This window comes from Chitinophaga sp. H8 (assembly GCF_040567655.1).
Lineage (GTDB): Bacteria > Bacteroidota > Bacteroidia > Chitinophagales > Chitinophagaceae > Chitinophaga > Chitinophaga defluvii.
The window spans coordinates 1,358,018-1,375,744 of sequence record NZ_JBEXAC010000002.1 but is presented as its reverse complement, the minus strand read 5'-3'; the positions used below and the strand labels follow the sequence as shown (position 1 = coordinate 1,375,744).

Below are 17,727 nucleotides of genomic sequence, written 5' to 3'. Positions count from 1 at the left end.
ACAGCCACTGCCATTTAATTATCCGGTCATTTAAAAACCTGTTATATTACCAACCCAGTATATAAGCAAAAATCAAAGGCGCTACAATCGTAGCATCTGATTCTACAATAAACTTAGGTGTATTAATATCCAATTTACCCCACGTGATCTTTTCATTCGGTACAGCACCGGAATAAGAACCGTAAGAAGTGGTAGAATCAGAAATCTGGCAGAAATAACTCCAGAAAGGCACATCATGCCACTCCAGATCCTGGTACATCATCGGCACCACACATATCGGGAAATCCCCTGCTATACCACCACCAATCTGGAAGAATCCTACTCCTTTACCGGCAGAATTAGCACGGTACCATTCTGTCAGGAACATCATGTACTCAATACCACCCTTCATCGTACTTGGCTTCAGGTCGCCCTTAATGCAATAGGAAGCAAAGATGTTACCCATCGTGCTGTCTTCCCAGCCTGGTACGATAATGGGAATATTCTTTTCCGCTGCTGCAATCATCCAGCTATTCTTGGTATCTATCTCGTAATGCTCCTTCATAGCGCCACTCAACAGCAACTTGTACATATATTCATAAGGAAAATAACGCTCGCCCTTATCATCAGCATCCTTCCACAATTTGTAAATATGCTTTTGAATACGACGGAAAGCTTCCTCCTCCGGAATACAGGTATCCGTAACGCGGTTAAATCCCTGCTCCAGCAAATCCCACTCTTCCTGTGGACTCAGATCCCGGTAATTAGGCACCCGCTTGTAATGCGTATGCGCTACCAGATTCATAATGTCCTCTTCCAGGTTAGCCCCTGTACAGGAAATAATATCCACTTTGCCCTGGCGTATCATTTCCGCAAAGGAAATACCCAACTCAGCAGTACTCATAGCTCCTGCCAATGTAACCATCATTTTACCACCTTCCAGCAAATGTGTTTCATAACCTTTTGCAGCATCTACTAATGCAGCCGCATTAAAATGCCGGTAATGATGCTGGATAAATTGAGAAATGGGACCTTTGTTCATGTCGATTAAACGTTTATATATTATTCACGTAGTTAATAACTATAGCCAGGTGGCAAAGTTAAGACAATTTAACCGATGGCCCATTCCCAACAGCAAGGATGATGAAAAACTAAGCCTTACGCAACCGTTGACGGGTAGTCAGTTCGCCATCCGCAGTAGCTTTTACGCTGGTCCAGTACTTTTCATTTTCCAGCGTAATAAAATATGCAGTATGATCATCTACCCGGTATTCTACGACACAAAATATCTGCTGATTAGGATAACGTCTTTGTAAATTGGTGGAAACATTCAGTGGCAACTGATCTGCGGTAATATAACGATGCGTGGCAATCAACTTACCACTCACATCAAAAAAAGCAGTAACCCTCGACTCTCCGAGAAGAAACTTGGCTGTATAGGTTTTGTAGTCCGTGCTGTACCATCTTACATGTTCAGCATTTACAAATGCCTCCCGGAAGGAAGCTGCTATTTTCTTATTGGCTACTGCCGGATCCGGCGCAGCAACTACCGCCTGTACACTCAACAGTGCGGCAATACCCAGTGTGACAATTAGTTTTTTCATGGCGGAAAAAATTTAGTTTGTTCCACAAAGCTAGCTGCCCCAACAGCCCATGGCAAGCCAATCTTTATTGATGGATAACACTTGATTAGTTTATAATGCTCCACCAGCCCCCTTTTTCATAAACACATCTAGTACAGCTTCTTACATGAGCCACCGCAAGCCTGTTGCACCCAATAAAAGAATGTTGCACCGCTCCACGTTAAGCTTTTGTTAAAGTGGACAACAGTATATCTGGTAAACCCGCCAGGACAGATATATCCTGAATAGTCTAACTTTATCCCGCATAAAAAAATAGCCATGCAATTTGATCCCGATAATAAAATAGTACAGCTGTGTACCGAAGGCATGAATGCTGCGGCTACCGGCCAACCAGAAACAGCACACCGCCTCTTCCGCCAGGCATGGGATCTTGCTGACAATGATTTCGATGCACTTACGGCTGCCCATTTTTTAGCCCGCCACCAAACCAGTCGGGAAGATACCCTCCAATGGAACCTGGAGGCCTTAAACCGGGCATTTGCCATTAAAGACGAAACAGTAAAAAGTTTTTATCCCTCGCTATACCTTAATGTGGCAAAGGCATACGAAGATTTAAGCAACCTCCCCGCAGCAGTACAACACTATCAACTGGCGGCTTCCTACAGCCATCACTTGCCGGAAGGATCCTACGGCAATATGATTAAAACCGGTATCAGCAACGGATTACAACGTACCGGTGCTAATGGCTTTAACCCTCCTGTACTGGAAGCGCTGGTGAACCACTGGTGCGAAACCAAACAACTCCAGGCGCTCTCATTTGTACTCCCGCCATACCTCTCCAACCTCGGCACACCACATCACATAAATAAACTGATCAGTGCGCTCAGCTACCTGAGCGCCACCAGATGCCTGCCTGTAGCGGAACAGGAAAAAGTAGACCAGCTGATAGCAACACTGTCTGATTCAGTCCATTAATTTATCTTGCCGGTACAACCGCTTATTTTCTCCGCCATTCCAGTATCTTTATTTCAATATTCCCAATAGCTTTATAACATTTGCCATGCCATTGACCAGGACATTGTTTTTACCGCTCAGGATCATATCCCTCTTTACACTCTTCTTTTTTGCAGCCGGACATATACAGGCCCAGCAGCTTGCTGGCGACTGGGAGGGCAAAATAGGGCCTTACACCAGCATCATACATATGAAATGGGATAGTGCGCAAAAACGTTATACCGGTACCTTGGATAGCCCCGATCAGGGTGGTTATGGCCTGCCTATCACCGATATTATCCTTAAACAGGATAGCATTGTAATCAATGCAGACCTTATCAAAGGCATTGCGCTTGGAGTAGTAACAGATCAGGAAAAAATTACCGGTACCTGGCGCCAGCCCTCCTTTAATATGGACGTAACGTTGAATAAAACCAGTGGTAAAACCTACCGCGCATACCGGCCGCAACATCCATTACCTCCTTTTCCCTACCGCTCCCAGGAGGTAAGCTACTTTAGTGAAGATAAACAGGTCAGGTTCGGAGGTACATTAACGTTACCCGCTCAGGGAAATGCATTCCCTGCGGTGATACTCATCTCCGGATCAGGGCCCCAGGATCGCGATGGCAGAATATTTGACCATAAACCATTTTTAGTAATCGCTGATCATCTTACCCGCCACGGTATTGCGGTACTGCGTGTAGACGACAGAGGTGTACGTGCTACCAAAGGAGATTTTGCCAATGCCACTTCAGCCAACTTTGTAAAAGATGTACTGGCCGGTGTGACTTACCTGAAAACCAGAAAAGAAATCAATCCGCTTAAAATAGGCTTGATAGGCCACAGTGAAGGAGGATCAATTGCGCCCATGGTGGCTGCCGGGAACAAGGAGATCGCCTTTATCGTATTGCTGGCTGCTCCGGGCATAACAGGCAAAGAGATCCTCCTCACACAAAATAAAGCCATGTTCCTTTCTGCCGGCTCAGATAGTCTGTCGGTAGCCGTATACATGAAACTCTTTGAAAGGATCCTGGATGATTGCCTCCAACAATCAGACTCAGCAACTGCCAGCAATATCACGAAGCAACACCTGCTCGAATGGCAGCAATCCGCTCCGCCGGAGGTGGTAAAACAACTTGGTATGCAGGATGCTAAAGCGGCCAATACCATCACGGCAGGACTGGTGAAATCATTCAGACAACCCTGGATGCAATACTTCCTCACACATGATCCTGCACCGCCACTTACGAAAGTACAATGCCCCGTACTGGCCATCAATGGCAGCAAAGACTTACAGGTCATGGCTGGCCCCAATCTGGCAGCTATTAAACAGGCCCTGCAACAAGGCGGAAATAAACACTTTGAAACGATGGAAATGAAAGGCCTGAATCACCTGTTCCAAACAGCTAATACCGGCAACCTCCGGGAATATAGTACCATCACCGAAACCTTCTCTCCACAGGTACTGGATATAATGACCACGTGGATACTGAAAGCTGTTAGCCATTAGCTATTGGCTGTTAGCTCCCCGAGCGAATTATAAAGTTTTACTTACCTTGAAATGTCTTTTTCAAGCTAAAAGCTAAACCATGAACTTCCTCGCCCACGCATACTTATCATTCAACGATCCGTCACTCATCGTGGGCAATATGATTGCGGATTTTGTAAAAGGAAAGCAGATCCTGCAATATGACGATGCTATCCAGCAAGGTATCCGCTTACACCGTTCCATAGATACGTTTACGGACCAGCACCCTGCTACAGCTGCGGCCAAAGCATTCTTCCGGCCCACCTGCGGATTATATGGTGCGGTATTCATGGACATCGTATACGATCATTACCTGGCAAATGATCCTCAGCACTTTACTCCTCAAAGCCTGGAAACTTTCTCGGCAAGGGTATATCAGGTACTAACCGGCAATATGGCGATACTACCGGATAGATTCCGGCAGGTGTTTCACTATATGCAACAACACGACTGGCTCTATAACTACCGTACCAGACAGGGTATCCTCAGCAGTTTTAACGGTATTGTACGACGGGCCAAATTTATTACCGTACCTGCTACGGTTCCTTATGCGGTTTTTGAAGAACATTATGCGGCACTGGAAACCTGTTATACTACTTTCTTCCCCGACTTGCAGGCGCATGCCCGCCATTTTATCGGGTAATTCCAAATGCCTTGTTAAAACCACCTGCACAACTTCCCTGATTCCCTAAAATCGCGTAGGTTTGGGGCCGCAAACTTTATAATTCAGCATAAACAGCACTGCAGATGATGAAAAAATTATGTATTGCCCTCACTATTGGCATATTCAGCATAAGTCTGGCTACCCAGGCACAGGATAAAAAACTTCCACCTGTAGATGCCAGTCCGATGGATATGGCCTACTATCCCCCCATGTATCCTTACACCGTAAAGGTAAAAGGAGAGCCAGGTACACTGGTTGCCAGGGTAATATACAGCCGCCCCCAGAAAAAAGGCCGGGATATCTTTGGCAACCTGGAAGAATATGGCAAAATATGGCGCCTCGGTGCGAATGAAGCGACCGAAATAGAGTTCTTCCGCCCGGTAATCATTGCTGGAAAAAGTATCCCTAAAGGACGCTATACCATGTATGCCATCCCTACTGAACAGAAGTGGACCATCATTTTAAACCGGGACACAGATATCTGGGGCGCCTATAAGTACGATAAAAACAAGGATGTGCTGAGAACAGACCTGAACGTAAGTACACAGGAAGCGCCGGTAGAATCATTTACCATGACATTTGAAAAGGCGGAAACAGGTACAGGGGCTAACCTCGTGATGGCCTGGGATAAAATCAATGTAACCCTGCCTATTAAGTGGGCACAGCCTGCTACGGCATCAGCTAAACCAACGAGAAACTAATCTTACCTGAATATATTTACCGGATTATCGGCAGCTGTAGTGGTATGGCTGCCGTTTTTCATTTCGTAAAAAAGGAAAGGGCGGTAAGAATACCGCCCTAAGAATTTTAACCATATCCTATGAAAAACCTTAACAAATGTAAGGCGAATCAATATAGGGGGTATTACGCTTTTGGTGAACGCTGTAAAAATGTTCGTAACCGTAAGGATTCCGGCCGTATCACGATAATTACTGCTAATTTGAACAAATATCTATAGCAAATTACCTGTATATATACCTTTTTTATCATAAGTATTTGTACGTACACCTGCTATCTTCCGGGTCCTGAACAACAAAATCCCTACCTAAACAAGTGATAACTATCTATATATATTCAGATGTATACAGGAAAAAAACAGAATATGTACCTTTGGCAGGCTTAACACCCAACTTTTAAAGTAGTTTAGTTAAATTACAGGCTGCCAGCAATTAATTATGGTGTATGTGCATAACCAGCCAATGGCTGACCATCCACCTGAATAGTACGAATACAACTTTATTCATTATAAAACACTTCGAGGCATGAAGCTAGGAACGAAACTCATACACGCAGGTGTAGCTCCCGACCCATCTACAGGAGCCATTATGACGCCCATTTTTCAAACATCCACTTATGTGCAAACTGCTCCCGGCCAGCATAAAGGCTATGAATACGCACGTACGCAAAACCCTACCAGGGATGCACTTCAGGATGCCCTGGCGGCAGTGGAAAATGGCACACATGGCATCTCCTTCGGAAGCGGACTGGCAGCTACGGATGCTGTAATGAAACTCCTCAGCCCCGGCAACGAAGTAATCGCTTCCAGTGACCTCTACGGGGGTACCTATCGCATATTTACGAAAGTGTTTGAACGCTACGGTATTAAATTCCATTTCATCAATATGCAGGATGCGCAGCAAATAAAAGCGCATATTAATGCTAATACCAAACTGATTTGGATCGAAACACCTACCAATCCGCTCCTGAATATCATTGATATCGCCGCCTGTGCACAGATTGCCAGACAAAATAATCTGCTGCTGTGCGTAGACAACACTTTTGCATCTCCTTACCTGCAAAATCCACTGGACCTCGGAGCCGATATCGTAGTGCATTCGGCTACCAAATATATCGGCGGGCATAGTGATGTGGTACACGGTGTGGTAATCGTAAAGCAGGACGACCTGGCACAACAACTTTACTTTATTCAAAACAGCTGCGGTGCCGTGCCCGGCCCTCAGGACTGCTTCCTGGTGCTACGCGGGCTTAAAACCCTGCATGTACGCATGCAACGCCACTGCGAAAATGGTGTGGAGGTGGCACACTTCCTCCGCAATCACCCTAAAGTGGAAAAAGTATACTGGGCAGGTTTTGAAGACCACCCTAACCATGATATCGCTAAAAAACAGATGCGTGGCTTCGGTGGCATGATGTCGTTTACACTTAAAAACGATAGCCTGGAGGCGGCCAACAAAGTACTGAGCAATACCAAACTGTTTTCATTGGCAGAATCCCTGGGAGGTGTGGAGTCCCTTATCGGACACCCCGCCAGCATGACACATGCTTCCATCCCCAGAGAAGAACGTATCAAAAACGGACTGGCAGATTCACTGATCCGGCTGAGCGTGGGCATTGAAGATGCAGAAGACCTTATCGCAGATCTTAAAAAAGCAATCGAACTGTAAAGTAAATGCCGGATAGCAACGCCTGTCCGGCACTTACTTTGTTACTATTATATTAACCATATACCTGACCGTTATATACGGCAACTATTTTATCTTATGAAGGTCCAACAACTGAAGGATTTCTTGAATGCAAAGGCGGCCTATTACAACCATCCGGATTTTATCGCAAACGATCCTATTTGTATTCCGCACCGGTTTAGTCAGCTGCAGGATATTGAAATTGCAGGACTGTTTGCTGCTATCCTGGCCTGGGGTAACCGTACCAGTATCATTAATAAATGTACGGAACTGCTCAACTATATGGACAATGCTCCGTATGACTATATCCGGCACCATCAACCGAGAGAACGGATAAAACTCATGTCCTTTGCCCACAGAACTTTTAACGGTCTGGACCTCCTGTATTTCGTAGAATTCCTCCAGCATTACTATACCAATGTTACTTCCCTCGAATTTGCCTTCAGCGCTCACCTCGTGCCGGAAGATGAAAACATAGAGAAAGCATTGACCGGCTTCCGTAAAGTGTTCTTTGCACTGGAACACCCGGACAGAACCACCAAACACGTCTCTACTCCTGCTAAAAACTCCGCCTGCAAACGGCTGAACATGTATTTGCGCTGGATGGTCAGGAAAGATGATTGTGGCGTGGATTTTGGAGTATGGGAACACATCTCACCGGCACAATTAATATGCCCGGTAGATGTGCATGTGGCCAGAGTGGCTGCCAGACTGGGGCTGATACAAGAAGCCAAGGCCGACTGGCGCACCGCTTTGGAGCTCACAGCCCAGCTAAGACAACTTGATCCCGAAGATCCGGCAAAATATGACTTTGCTTTATTTGGATTAGGCGTAATAGAAAAGTATGTTTGATAAAATAATAATACTGCAATGAAGAAATTTTTTGGACTGATGGCATTGGGATGTGCTATCTCTATAGCCACCTTCGCACAGGAATTTGTAGAACTGGGGTACCATTTCAATAAAGGGGAACTGTTTGAACTGGAACAGAAAAGCCGTACAGAAACGTATATGACTGTAGATGATGTGATGCGCCGCAATACCCGCGATTATAACACCATGATATCCATGGAAGTAACCGATTTGAACGCGGGTAAAGCCACCCTGACTTTCCGCTATAAAGACCTCAAATTCAACTTCAACGCCAAAAACCATAATATTTTTGTGGATGCCAAAGTAGCCAACGATAAAGAACCCTTCCAGGATGCCCTGAAAAGAGTACTGGAACAACCTTTTACTGTTGAACTACAACCTACCGGCATCATCAATAAAATTGACGGACTCGATAAGATCCTCGAAAACTCATTCGTGGCTTTTGACAAACTGAAGAAGGATGAAATTGAGGCTTATGAGAAAATCATGAAAGACCAGTTTGGGGTAGATGCCTTCCGCTCCTGGCTGGAACAATTACTGATCATGTACCCGGTACACGGCATTAAATCCGGTACCCAATGGGAAGAAAGCTTCCCCCTCCGCACCGGCCTGGTAGGACGGATGGACCTGTACTGGAACCTCCAGAGCTGGGATAGCCAAACAGCCAAGGTAAGCGCTACCGGCAAAATCAAAACAGACAAACTGGAACAATTTACCCTGGAAGATGGTATGCTCGCTACTGCTGAAATTTCCGGCGATATGCAAAGTAATTACCTGATCAACCGTAGCAGCGGACTACCCAGCATCTGTGTGCAGAATACAGAAATGAAGGGGGAGTATACCTACAAAAGAAATAAAGCCAAAAAATTAAGGAAGGACCTGAAAGTGCCGGTAAAAGTGGTGACCAATGCTTCCTACAAGATTAAACAAATGAAGTAATGGCCAATATGCCTGATCATCATTTAGAAGAAACCGCCCGCTGGGCACAGGAAACTTTTGAGGTAGCCGTACCTCAGCACATCAGTGCCGAATTGCTGGAAGAACTGTTGGCAGAAAGATTGGAACTACTGATCAGCCGCAACTTCCAGCAATTCGTATTCTTACTCTACCGCCTCGATATCCCGGAAAATAAAGTAAGACATATCCTGGATGATGTATCCGTCACAGCTCCCTATAAAAAAATAGCTGCCCTCATTATCGAAAGGCAGCTACAAAAAATTAAATCCCGCGAAACATTCAAAAATACCAACCTCCCCGATGATGAAGAACGCTGGTAAATAAATAAAAACGCACCTATCAGATAGGCGTGTTCTCCCTTTTTTTCTCAAACATCAGTTGCCGGACCTTCTCCTTATCCTCTTTCTCCACTTCCAGATCAAAGAAAGTACCGAATACCCTGTCCCACACTGCAGAACTTACACCAAATCCCTTCTCATCGCTTTTATAATGATGCAGGTGATGATTACGCCATAACGGCTTCAATAGTTTTATAGGAGGATTCCAGGCATGAATGGCATAATGCATGCTGCCATAAATGAGATAGCCCAGCATAAAACCAGGAAAGAACATAAACGTAACCGGCCCCATAAAAAGGTACATCAGTGCAAAGATGACAGATGCCAGGATCAGACTCGGAACAGGTGGCATAAATAAACGCTGCTTGTCCCGCGGATACTCATGATGATTCCCGTGCATCACATAGATAATCCGCTGCAAACGGGGACTATCACTGCTGAAGTGAAACATAAAACGATGCATGATATACTCAAAGAAAGACCAGAAAAGCATGGCGCCTATAAATACCAATGCTACTTTGCCGATACTGTAACCTAATGTGCTGTGACTATAATAAAGCATATAGCCAATGACAGGCAGATACATGCCCCAGATCACCAATGGATGCGTTTTGGTAAGCATTTCCAGATGCTGGCTCTCAAACAACCTTGCCTGTCCCTTATTCTTAATCTTATCAAACTTCATGACTACCCAGGTTTATACAAAATTATGCGAAAATGCATTATGTGCTGATGGTCAACTATATACTATCGCCGCAAAAAGCGTGCAACTTTATTGCAACAATTCTTCTATAGATACAAATTTGTAGCCCCGTTGTTCTAAATAAGTCAATAATTTATCCAGGTGTGTGTAAAACTTATCTTTCCGGCGCCGGTCCGTACCCAGATGTGTTAATAACAAAAACCCGTTTAACCCTGCCGGTTGCTCCTGTTCATAGGCAGTGACCGACTGGAATATTGACTGGCTGTTGCGGTATTGTTTCCCCATCTCCGGATAGGTGTAATCAGCATTACTCCGGGTACCGGGTGTAAAGTTTACCAGCTGTAGCCCCAGCTCATTTGTCCAGGCGGCAATAGTGTCATTATACCACTCATACGGTGGCAGGAAAAAAGACGCATCACGCTGCTGAATACCCCGCTGTGCCATCGCGGCATAACAGGCATGCAGATCATCCGTAAACTGCTTTTTCGTTACCAGTAAACTATCCCGGCGCGTCCAGTCACAATACAGCAAATGCTGGTCAGAATGCGGCCCTAAATAATGCCCTCCTGCTTTCAACTGACGTATTATTCCCGCAAAGGCACGGTTCCGGTAAAAATTTCCCGTCAGAAAAAACGCCCCTTTTGCCCGGTGCTTTTTTAAGGTGGCCAGTATCTGTGGGGCGCCATCGGCAAACTCATCTGCTGTAAATACCAGCGCCAGCGTACGACGGGTAGTATCTCCCCGGATAATGCCGCCATGGCTATACGTCACCTCCGGCTCAGGATAAGTAAGCTTAAATGCACTGAGATCCGGCCGGTATGCTCTTTTCCGTTGCAACTCATCGGCATACACTATTGCGCCTATCTCCTTAAAAAATGGATAGCCCTCTTCTTCATATTCATACCGGTTATCATTCAGTACCTCATCCCGGTTTACATATACAGTACCACTGAGCATAAACTCCACCTGGTGCTTAAAATCAACGATATAAGCTACATCCGTTAAAAACCCATAAGACCACCCCGTTTTATTAAATACACGCAGGTAATCGGGGATCTTGCGCTTACCCGCTTTAAACAGGAAAAACTTGGTATAACTGTCAAAGTATTCTGCCGTATCATACTTAGGATAACGCGACTCTCCAGGGTATTCCGACATATACCGGTACAAAAACCGGTAATCTGCAGCCGTAAGATCAAACCGCTGCGATGCTGGTACCGACTCCGGAAATAGTACCAACTGCAATAGCTGCTGCAGGTCCTGCAGCGGCGCATTATTATGCCGGGTAAAATCCATAGGACCCAACACCAGCTTATCATTTTTATCCCAATATCCACTGCCTATCTCGATCTTTTTGCTGAAATCATAAGTCAGGTTACTTACCGCAGGGGCCTGCTCATAGAGCGTTTGCCCACCACTTACAAACCGTATCGCGTTGGTATGACGGTTTTCTGTTTCATCCAATGGCATAAAACGCCTTACAATACGCATATCAGGATAACCTTTACGCCACAACTGCTCATGGATGGTTTGCTGGCCCACAAATTCATACAACCGGTTATATGCGTCATTATCACTGATCAGGAATACCCTTTTGATATATTGTGCAATGGAAGGCAGCCCATTTTCAGCAGTACTGTCCGTATGCACCGTTACCTGCCCGCTATAACTGCTGTCCGTTAGCATCGTGGTGTATTTATTTACACCTGATTGCTGTAGGGTATGCAGCTTTTCCAACGCCAGGAATGCTACCGGCATTTTAACCGTACTGGCAGGATTAAAATAAAGGTCCTTGTTCACGTTCAGGTAGTAATGCGAGAAATGAGGCTTGTTATTTTTATCCCGGTCTATTCTGGTGTAGATCAGCTGGTAACGGAAAGTATCGGGGTACTGTAATATGTGCTGCAAAGCCGGCGACGCATGCCGCTTCAACAGGTTTTCCAGTAAGGTATCCGTACGTGTCTGTGCAACTATCACCTCACTAAAAAAACAAAGGAAAATTATCACGCAGAGAATAGGCCCTGAACGAACTACTTTGGGATAGCACATAGTACTAAAATAGGAAATTATTAAGGCCGCCCCAAGCAATTAACAAAAAGCGGATGTTTCTTATATTTGGCAATCATACATCCAGACTAAAAACACAACATGAAACTTGTTACTTATTTAAAAGAAGAAGTAGACCAGCTGGCCATATTGGTAAATGGTATGCTGTACAACACACAGGAACTGCATCCGGACCTACCTAATAATATGCAGATGTTTCTGCTCATGTGGGAAGAAGTGATCGATATCGCCCTGCATGCAGACGCTCAATTGAAGGCGGGCACCAATCCGGGTACAGGCATGGGCATCCCTTATGAAAGTGTGCATGTATTAGCACCTATCCCTTTTCCTACTTCCTGCCGGGATGGTTATGCCTTCCGCCAGCACGTTGCGGCTGCGCGCCGTAACCGTAAGGCAGACATGATCCCTGAATTTGACCAATATCCTATCTTTTATTTTACTAACCATAACGCCATCCAGGGCCCCGGCAAAATTCAATGTATGCCGGACCATTTCGAAAAACTGGACTTTGAACTGGAAGCGGCCATCGTTGTTTGCAAAGCAGGACGTAATATTCCTGCTGCTGAGGCAGACAGCTATATTGGCGGATATATGATCATGAATGACATGAGCGCCCGCCTGCTGCAAATGGAAGAAATGAAACTGAACCTTGGCCCTGCAAAAGGCAAGGATTTCAGTACGGTTATAGGCCCTATGCTGGTTACACCTGATGAACTGGAGCCTTTCAAAACAGCTACCAAACCCGGCCATACCGGTAATACCTACAGCCTGAAAATGACCTGCAAAGTAAATGGTATACAGGTGAGCGAAGGTAATATGGGCGATATGGACTGGACCTTTGCAGAGATCGTAGAACGTTGCGCCTATGGCGTAAATATCCTGCCAGGCGATGTGATTGGCAGTGGTACAGTAGGCACCGGCTGTTTCCTGGAACTCAATGGTACCGGCAAACTCAATGATCCCGATTATAAAGAACAATGGCTGCAACCCGGTGATGTGGTGGAAATGGAAATTGAAGGCCTGGGTACACTCACCAATACCATTGTTGCGGAAAACGATGATTTTTCCATCCTCCAACTCAAGAAAAACATTTAACAACTGGTTACGGCCATACCAATCTAAACGCATGCAAATAATACCCGGTGAGGTAAAAACCAGTGAGCTGCACGCTTACCTGTTGGGCGCTGTAGCGCCAAGACCTATCTGCTTTGCCAGTACGGTCAACAAAGCGGGCGTTCCCAACCTATCGCCTTTCAGCTTCTTTAATATCTTCGGTTCCAATCCGCCTACACTGATCTTTTCTCCTTCCCGCAGGGTAAGGAATAATACCATAAAACATACCCTGGAAAATATCCAGGCTACCGGAGAAGTAGTGATCAATGTAGTGAGCTATGCCATGGTACAACAAACATCGCTGGCCAGCTGTGAATACCCCGAAGGCGTAAACGAATTTGAAAAAGCAGGCTTTACTCCTTTACCTGCCGAAAGGATCAAACCTTTCCGGGTAAAGGAAAGCCCCGTACAAATGGAGTGTATCGTAAAACAGGTGATTGCAACGGGAGATGGGGGAGGTGCCGGTAATCTCGTGATATGCGAACCGGTATTGCTGCACATCAATGAAAATATCCTCAACGAAAAAGGAGGTATAGATCCGCATAAGATCGATCTGGTGGCCCGCATGGGGGCTGATTATTATTGCCGGGCTTCCGGCAATGCCGTGTTTGAAGTAGCCAAACCTAATACCCAGCTGGGCATCGGGGTAGATGCACTGCCAGCCGGCATACGCCAAAGCAATATTCTTACGGGTAATAACCTCGGACAATTAGGCAATGTACATGAACTGCCGGTGATTGATCCCACCTTTGAGGATGAACACCTGAAAAATATCATCCAGTATTACAGCGTATCTCCTGCCGAAATGGAACAGGAACTCCACAAATACGCACAAAAACTATTGTCACAGGGCAATGTAGCTGCTGCCTGGCAGGTACTGCTGTGCTAAAATAAAAACAGCCTCACCTGCAAGCGTATACGCTTACAGGTGAGGCTATGCGCTTCTCCCTTTAAATCAGGGCTTTATTTTCCAAATACTTTCTTCAGCAATTCTGTAGATCTGGCAGCAGGATTAGCACGGATATTGGCTTCTTCCTTTGCAATCTGATCAAACAAAGCATTCACCGCCATTCCGGTTACATAATCCTGTAAGTCAGGATTGATCTTGTTAAAAGTGGTGGGCAGTGCATTGTATTTGTTAACAATATCGCCGTAGTAACGGGTAGCACTGGTGCTGTCCAGCGATCCCTTGATCACTGGTGCAAAAGCTGCTTTCAGCTGATCTGTTGTTTTACTCTTAAAATATTCTGTGGCAGAGTTGTTACCGCCTTTCAACAGGTTTAAAGCATCTGTTAAGGTCATCTGCTTGATAGCGCCTACAAAGATTGGTGCAGCATGGCCTACCGCTTTTTCGGCAGAACGGTTAATCTGCAGGATCGCCTGATCCACCAGGCTACCCAGACCTAAAGACCTCAGCGTATTGCCTACCTTCACCGCATCCGGGGGAAGCAATAACTTGTAGGCTTCATTTCCGAAAAAGCCGTCCTTTTTACTCAGCATCGCAATGCCGGCATTCACCCCTTTTGATAAGGCCTCTTTAATACCAGACCCCGCCTCTCCCTCAGTCACATTGGCGGCTCCATTGTTATTATTGGAAGTGGATGTATTGTTATTCAGCGCCTTATTCAATTTCTTGAAGATCTGCGCCTGGCTGTTGCCTACCTGTAATACGAGGGTACTCAGCAATAAGATCAATGTTCTTTTCATCTGCATGTTGTCGTGTATATTAATATTAATTGTCAAATATCAGTATTATTCATGTATTGTCAATAACGGAATATGTGTATGAAAGGCCAGCTGGCTGGTACGGCTCCGCTTAAAAAGTCCTTCAAATAGCCCGTGTTTTTTAGGGATCGTGAGCAGCAGATCCGCCTTTTCTTTTTCTGCAAATTCCGTGATACCCTTTACCACATTGGGATTATCAATAAAATGATATTCCGGCTGGTAATCTTCCAGCAATGTTTCCAGCATCATCGTTTCAAAAGGAGTATCGGTAGAAAAATGCCGGCTCTCATGATCTATATTAATAACGTGCAAAGTGGCTTTAAATACATTCAACAGTTTCTTTAAAGGCTGAATAGGGGTAGATTCTGCTACCTTCCGCAGGTCGCAGGCAAATACAATGGTTCTGATCGGTGAGAACTGCGCCTTTGCCGGTACAATAATTACCGGGCAGGTGGTATGCTTTACCACATCTACCGTATTGGAACCTACCAGTATCTCTTCCAGCTGGCTTCCTCCCGTGATCCCCATCACTATTACATCCGCCTTTTCTTCCCGGCAGGCAGCGTCAATACCGGCAGACAGTAAATTGTTTTCCGCCCGGTAATCCATCACTACGCCGGCAGGTAAGGAGGCCTCCAGACCGGCTTTCATTTTCTTTAACCCTTCCAGACTGGCTTCCCGCAATTCATCCACATTGATCACCGGCACCGCTACCGGTACATCAGGTATCGGTATGATCAATTCATAGGCATGGTATAATACGATCCGGGTAGTACCCATTTGTCCTGCCAGCCCTATAGCATATTGGGCCGCGTTATAAGCCGTTTCGGAAAAATCGGTGGGAACAATGATTGTTTTCATCTGGGTAGTTTTTAAATCAATAAAAGCCTTGTTTTATAAAGTTAACAATGTCAGTCCTGAAAAAAAGAACTGTTTTCACCTATAAAGAAAAATTAATGCCAGTTTTATAAAACCGGCCAGCGCCCTCCCACTGGCATGCTCTCCATTTACCACCATCCCGACATTTACACCATTCGGCGGCGGCCTAATAGTCCACCTGCTGCCCGCCAAACACGCCGATCTCCTCCAAAAACCCCGACCTCCCCATTCTAAACAGCCTATTTTACCGTAATTCAGTTATTTTTGCACTCCATTTGGTATTTTACAGCACATTGCAACATATATATCTACATGACACAATTATCTGAGCAGGAGATTATACGCCGGGAAAAATTAGCGGAATTACAAAAATTAGGTATCGATCCCTATCCGGCTCCCGCATACCCGGTAAACGACACCTCTGTTAATATTAAAACCAATTATTCCGAAGAAACGAAGGACCGTTTCCAGGAAGTATGCCTGGCTGGCCGCATCATGAGCGTTCGTGATATGGGAAAAGCCTCCTTTGCAGTACTGCAGGATAGCGTAGGCCGTATCCAGGTATATATCCGCCGGGATGATATCTGCCCTGGTGAAGACAAATCTCTCTACGATACCGTTTGGAAAAAACTCATGGACATGGGGGATATTATCGGGGTAAAAGGGTTTGCCTTTATTACCAAAACCGGTGAAACTTCCATCCACGCCAAAGAACTGACAGTGCTTTCAAAAGCGCTCCGCCCATTACCGGTAGTAAAGGAAAAGGAAGGGGAAACTTTTGACGCGGTAACTGATCCTGAATTTAAATACCGGCAGCGCTATGCAGACATGCTCATTAACCCACAGGTCAAAGACGTGTTTGTAAAACGTACCCGGATCATGCAAACCATCCGCGACTTTTATAACAACCTGGGTTATCTGGAAGTAGAAACGCCCATCTTACAGCCTATCCCCGGTGGTGCTACTGCCCGTCCGTTCATTACCCATCATAATGCCCTGGATATGCCCCTGTACCTGCGGGTGGCTAATGAGCTCTACCTCAAACGCCTCATTGTAGGTGGTTTTGAAGGCGTATATGAGTTTGCAAAAGATTTCCGTAACGAAGGGATGGACCGTACCCATAACCCGGAATTTACCGTAATGGAAATGTACGCGGCCTACAAAGACTACGAATGGATGATGCAAACCACAGAAACCCTGCTGGAAAAAATTGCCATCACCTTACACGGTACTACCTCAGTTCCGGTAGGAGAACAAACCATCGACTTTAAAGCGCCTTTCCGCCGGGTAAGCATGTATGAAGCCATCCTAGAACATACCGGGGTGGATATTACCGGTATGGATGAAGCCCAGCTCCGCGAAGTATGTAAACAACTGGGCCTCCACGTAGACCCTAAGTTCGGTAAAGCCAAACTGATTGATGAGATCTTTGGTGAGAAATGTGAACCACATTATATCCAACCTACGTTTATCATCGACTACCCTGTGGAAATGAGCCCGCTCACCAAAAAACACCGCAGCAAAGCAGGCCTGGTAGAACGTTTTGAACTGATGGTGAACGGTAAGGAAATTGCGAACGCCTACAGCGAGCTGAATGATCCGATCGATCAGCGCGAACGCTTTGAAGAACAGGTGCAGCTCATGGAACGTGGTGATGATGAGGCCATGTACATTGATTACGACTTCCTCCGGGCACTGGAATATGGTATGCCGCCTACCTCTGGTATAGGTATTGGAATAGACCGTCTTACCATGCTCATGACCAATCAGCCTTCTATCCAGGATGTACTGTTTTTCCCGCAGATGAAACAGGAAAGACAAGGTTAATCACACCTGGTGATCATATAAAAGTGGCCGCTTCAGCTAGCTGAAGCGGCCACTTTTTATTTAAAAATGATTATC

Annotated in this window: 17 protein-coding genes; 11 read left to right on the top strand and 6 right to left on the bottom strand. The window is 45.6% G+C overall.

The window, feature by feature from the left end; all coding sequences use genetic code 11:
* Positions 1 to 46 precede the first annotated feature (46 nt).
* Both ABR189_RS19505 and ABR189_RS19500 read right to left on the bottom strand, forming a co-directional pair.
* A complete protein-coding gene (locus tag ABR189_RS19505) occupies positions 47 to 1,021 on the bottom strand; it encodes a deoxyhypusine synthase family protein (protein ID WP_354662148.1) in 975 nt (324 codons plus the stop codon).
* Between the two features lie 109 nt (positions 1,022 to 1,130).
* The gene (locus ABR189_RS19500; RefSeq protein ID WP_354662147.1) at positions 1,131 to 1,583 is read right to left on the bottom strand and encodes a hypothetical protein; all 453 of its coding nucleotides are present in this window, start codon (positions 1,581 to 1,583) and stop codon (positions 1,131 to 1,133) included.
* Between the two features lie 297 nt (positions 1,584 to 1,880).
* On the opposite strand from ABR189_RS19500, the gene ABR189_RS19495 reads away from it, so the two are divergent.
* The 8 genes from ABR189_RS19495 to ABR189_RS19460 all read left to right on the top strand — a co-directional run bounded on the left by ABR189_RS19495 (position 1,881) and on the right by ABR189_RS19460 (position 9,320).
* On the top strand, positions 1,881 to 2,537 hold the full coding sequence (locus tag ABR189_RS19495) for a tetratricopeptide repeat protein (RefSeq protein WP_354662146.1): 657 nt from the start codon (positions 1,881 to 1,883) through the stop codon (positions 2,535 to 2,537).
* Between the two features lie 85 nt (positions 2,538 to 2,622).
* Complete coding sequence (locus ABR189_RS19490) at positions 2,623 to 4,065, top strand: alpha/beta hydrolase (RefSeq protein ID WP_354662145.1); 1,443 nt, start codon at positions 2,623 to 2,625, stop codon at positions 4,063 to 4,065.
* A 79-nt stretch (positions 4,066 to 4,144) separates the two neighbouring features.
* Positions 4,145 to 4,726, top strand: a complete 582-nt coding sequence (locus ABR189_RS19485) for an acyl carrier protein phosphodiesterase (RefSeq protein WP_354662144.1) — start codon at positions 4,145 to 4,147, stop codon at positions 4,724 to 4,726.
* Positions 4,727 to 4,830: 104 nt separating this feature from the next.
* Positions 4,831 to 5,448 (top strand): DUF2911 domain-containing protein, encoded by a 618-nt coding sequence (locus ABR189_RS19480; protein ID WP_354662143.1) that lies wholly within the window; start codon positions 4,831 to 4,833, stop codon positions 5,446 to 5,448.
* A gap of 561 nt (positions 5,449 to 6,009) precedes the next feature.
* Entirely contained in the window at positions 6,010 to 7,152 is a 1,143-nt protein-coding gene (locus ABR189_RS19475) for a cystathionine gamma-synthase (RefSeq protein ID WP_354662142.1), read from the top strand.
* Between the two features lie 96 nt (positions 7,153 to 7,248).
* Positions 7,249 to 8,022 carry a TIGR02757 family protein gene (locus ABR189_RS19470; protein WP_354662141.1) on the top strand — a complete coding sequence of 258 codons (774 nt, stop codon included), beginning with the start codon at positions 7,249 to 7,251 and terminating at the stop codon, positions 8,020 to 8,022.
* Between the two features lie 18 nt (positions 8,023 to 8,040).
* Positions 8,041 to 8,982: a DUF6263 family protein gene (locus tag ABR189_RS19465; protein ID WP_354662140.1), complete on the top strand. Its 942-nt coding sequence runs from the start codon at positions 8,041 to 8,043 to the stop codon at positions 8,980 to 8,982.
* Complete coding sequence (locus tag ABR189_RS19460; protein ID WP_354662139.1) at positions 8,982 to 9,320, top strand: hypothetical protein; 339 nt, start codon at positions 8,982 to 8,984, stop codon at positions 9,318 to 9,320. Before ABR189_RS19465 ends, ABR189_RS19460 begins: the two co-directional genes overlap by 1 nt.
* Positions 9,321 to 9,339: 19 nt before the next feature.
* Here ABR189_RS19460 and ABR189_RS19455 read toward each other — a convergent pair whose 3' ends face one another.
* Both ABR189_RS19455 and ABR189_RS19450 read right to left on the bottom strand, forming a co-directional pair.
* On the bottom strand, positions 9,340 to 10,023 hold the full coding sequence (locus tag ABR189_RS19455) for a sterol desaturase family protein (protein ID WP_354662138.1): 684 nt from the start codon (positions 10,021 to 10,023) through the stop codon (positions 9,340 to 9,342).
* 87 nt (positions 10,024 to 10,110) lie between these two features.
* A complete protein-coding gene (locus ABR189_RS19450) occupies positions 10,111 to 12,018 on the bottom strand; it encodes a serine hydrolase (RefSeq protein WP_354662137.1) in 1,908 nt (635 codons plus the stop codon).
* Between the two features lie 171 nt (positions 12,019 to 12,189).
* On the opposite strand from ABR189_RS19450, the gene ABR189_RS19445 reads away from it, so the two are divergent.
* Both ABR189_RS19445 and ABR189_RS19440 read left to right on the top strand, forming a co-directional pair.
* On the top strand, positions 12,190 to 13,203 hold the full coding sequence (locus ABR189_RS19445) for a fumarylacetoacetate hydrolase family protein (RefSeq protein WP_354662136.1): 1,014 nt from the start codon (positions 12,190 to 12,192) through the stop codon (positions 13,201 to 13,203).
* A gap of 31 nt (positions 13,204 to 13,234) precedes the next feature.
* Positions 13,235 to 14,110, top strand: coding sequence for a flavin reductase family protein (locus ABR189_RS19440; RefSeq protein WP_354662135.1), 876 nt, complete (start codon positions 13,235 to 13,237; stop codon positions 14,108 to 14,110).
* 74 nt (positions 14,111 to 14,184) lie between these two features.
* On the opposite strand, the gene ABR189_RS19435 is transcribed toward ABR189_RS19440, so the two are convergent.
* A complete protein-coding gene (locus tag ABR189_RS19435) occupies positions 14,185 to 14,934 on the bottom strand; it encodes a DUF4197 domain-containing protein (protein WP_354662134.1) in 750 nt (249 codons plus the stop codon).
* Positions 14,935 to 14,973: 39 nt separating this feature from the next.
* A complete protein-coding gene (locus tag ABR189_RS19430; protein ID WP_354662133.1) occupies positions 14,974 to 15,807 on the bottom strand; it encodes a universal stress protein in 834 nt (277 codons plus the stop codon).
* Between the two features lie 330 nt (positions 15,808 to 16,137).
* Here ABR189_RS19430 and lysS point away from each other — a divergent pair, with 330 nt between their 5' ends.
* The gene (gene lysS / locus ABR189_RS19425; protein WP_354662132.1) at positions 16,138 to 17,652 is read left to right on the top strand and encodes a lysine--tRNA ligase; all 1,515 of its coding nucleotides are present in this window, start codon (positions 16,138 to 16,140) and stop codon (positions 17,650 to 17,652) included.
* Positions 17,653 to 17,727 lie beyond the last annotated feature (75 nt).

Coding starts and splice junctions, on each gene's coding strand:
- ABR189_RS19445 (WP_354662136.1), top strand. CDS start 12,190: ATGAAACTTGTTACTTATTTAAAAGAAGAAGTAGACCAGCTGGCCATA.
- ABR189_RS19475 (WP_354662142.1), top strand. CDS start 6,010: ATGAAGCTAGGAACGAAACTCATACACGCAGGTGTAGCTCCCGACCCA.
- ABR189_RS19460 (WP_354662139.1), top strand. CDS start 8,982: ATGGCCAATATGCCTGATCATCATTTAGAAGAAACCGCCCGCTGGGCA.
- ABR189_RS19505 (WP_354662148.1), bottom strand. CDS start 1,021: ATGAACAAAGGTCCCATTTCTCAATTTATCCAGCATCATTACCGGCAT.
- ABR189_RS19465 (WP_354662140.1), top strand. CDS start 8,041: ATGAAGAAATTTTTTGGACTGATGGCATTGGGATGTGCTATCTCTATA.
- ABR189_RS19495 (WP_354662146.1), top strand. CDS start 1,881: ATGCAATTTGATCCCGATAATAAAATAGTACAGCTGTGTACCGAAGGC.
- ABR189_RS19485 (WP_354662144.1), top strand. CDS start 4,145: ATGAACTTCCTCGCCCACGCATACTTATCATTCAACGATCCGTCACTC.
- ABR189_RS19490 (WP_354662145.1), top strand. CDS start 2,623: ATGCCATTGACCAGGACATTGTTTTTACCGCTCAGGATCATATCCCTC.
- ABR189_RS19480 (WP_354662143.1), top strand. CDS start 4,831: ATGATGAAAAAATTATGTATTGCCCTCACTATTGGCATATTCAGCATA.
- ABR189_RS19470 (WP_354662141.1), top strand. CDS start 7,249: ATGAAGGTCCAACAACTGAAGGATTTCTTGAATGCAAAGGCGGCCTAT.
- ABR189_RS19440 (WP_354662135.1), top strand. CDS start 13,235: ATGCAAATAATACCCGGTGAGGTAAAAACCAGTGAGCTGCACGCTTAC.
- ABR189_RS19435 (WP_354662134.1), bottom strand. CDS start 14,934: ATGCAGATGAAAAGAACATTGATCTTATTGCTGAGTACCCTCGTATTA.
- ABR189_RS19430 (WP_354662133.1), bottom strand. CDS start 15,807: ATGAAAACAATCATTGTTCCCACCGATTTTTCCGAAACGGCTTATAAC.
- ABR189_RS19455 (WP_354662138.1), bottom strand. CDS start 10,023: ATGAAGTTTGATAAGATTAAGAATAAGGGACAGGCAAGGTTGTTTGAG.
- ABR189_RS19500 (WP_354662147.1), bottom strand. CDS start 1,583: ATGAAAAAACTAATTGTCACACTGGGTATTGCCGCACTGTTGAGTGTA.
- lysS (WP_354662132.1), top strand. CDS start 16,138: ATGACACAATTATCTGAGCAGGAGATTATACGCCGGGAAAAATTAGCG.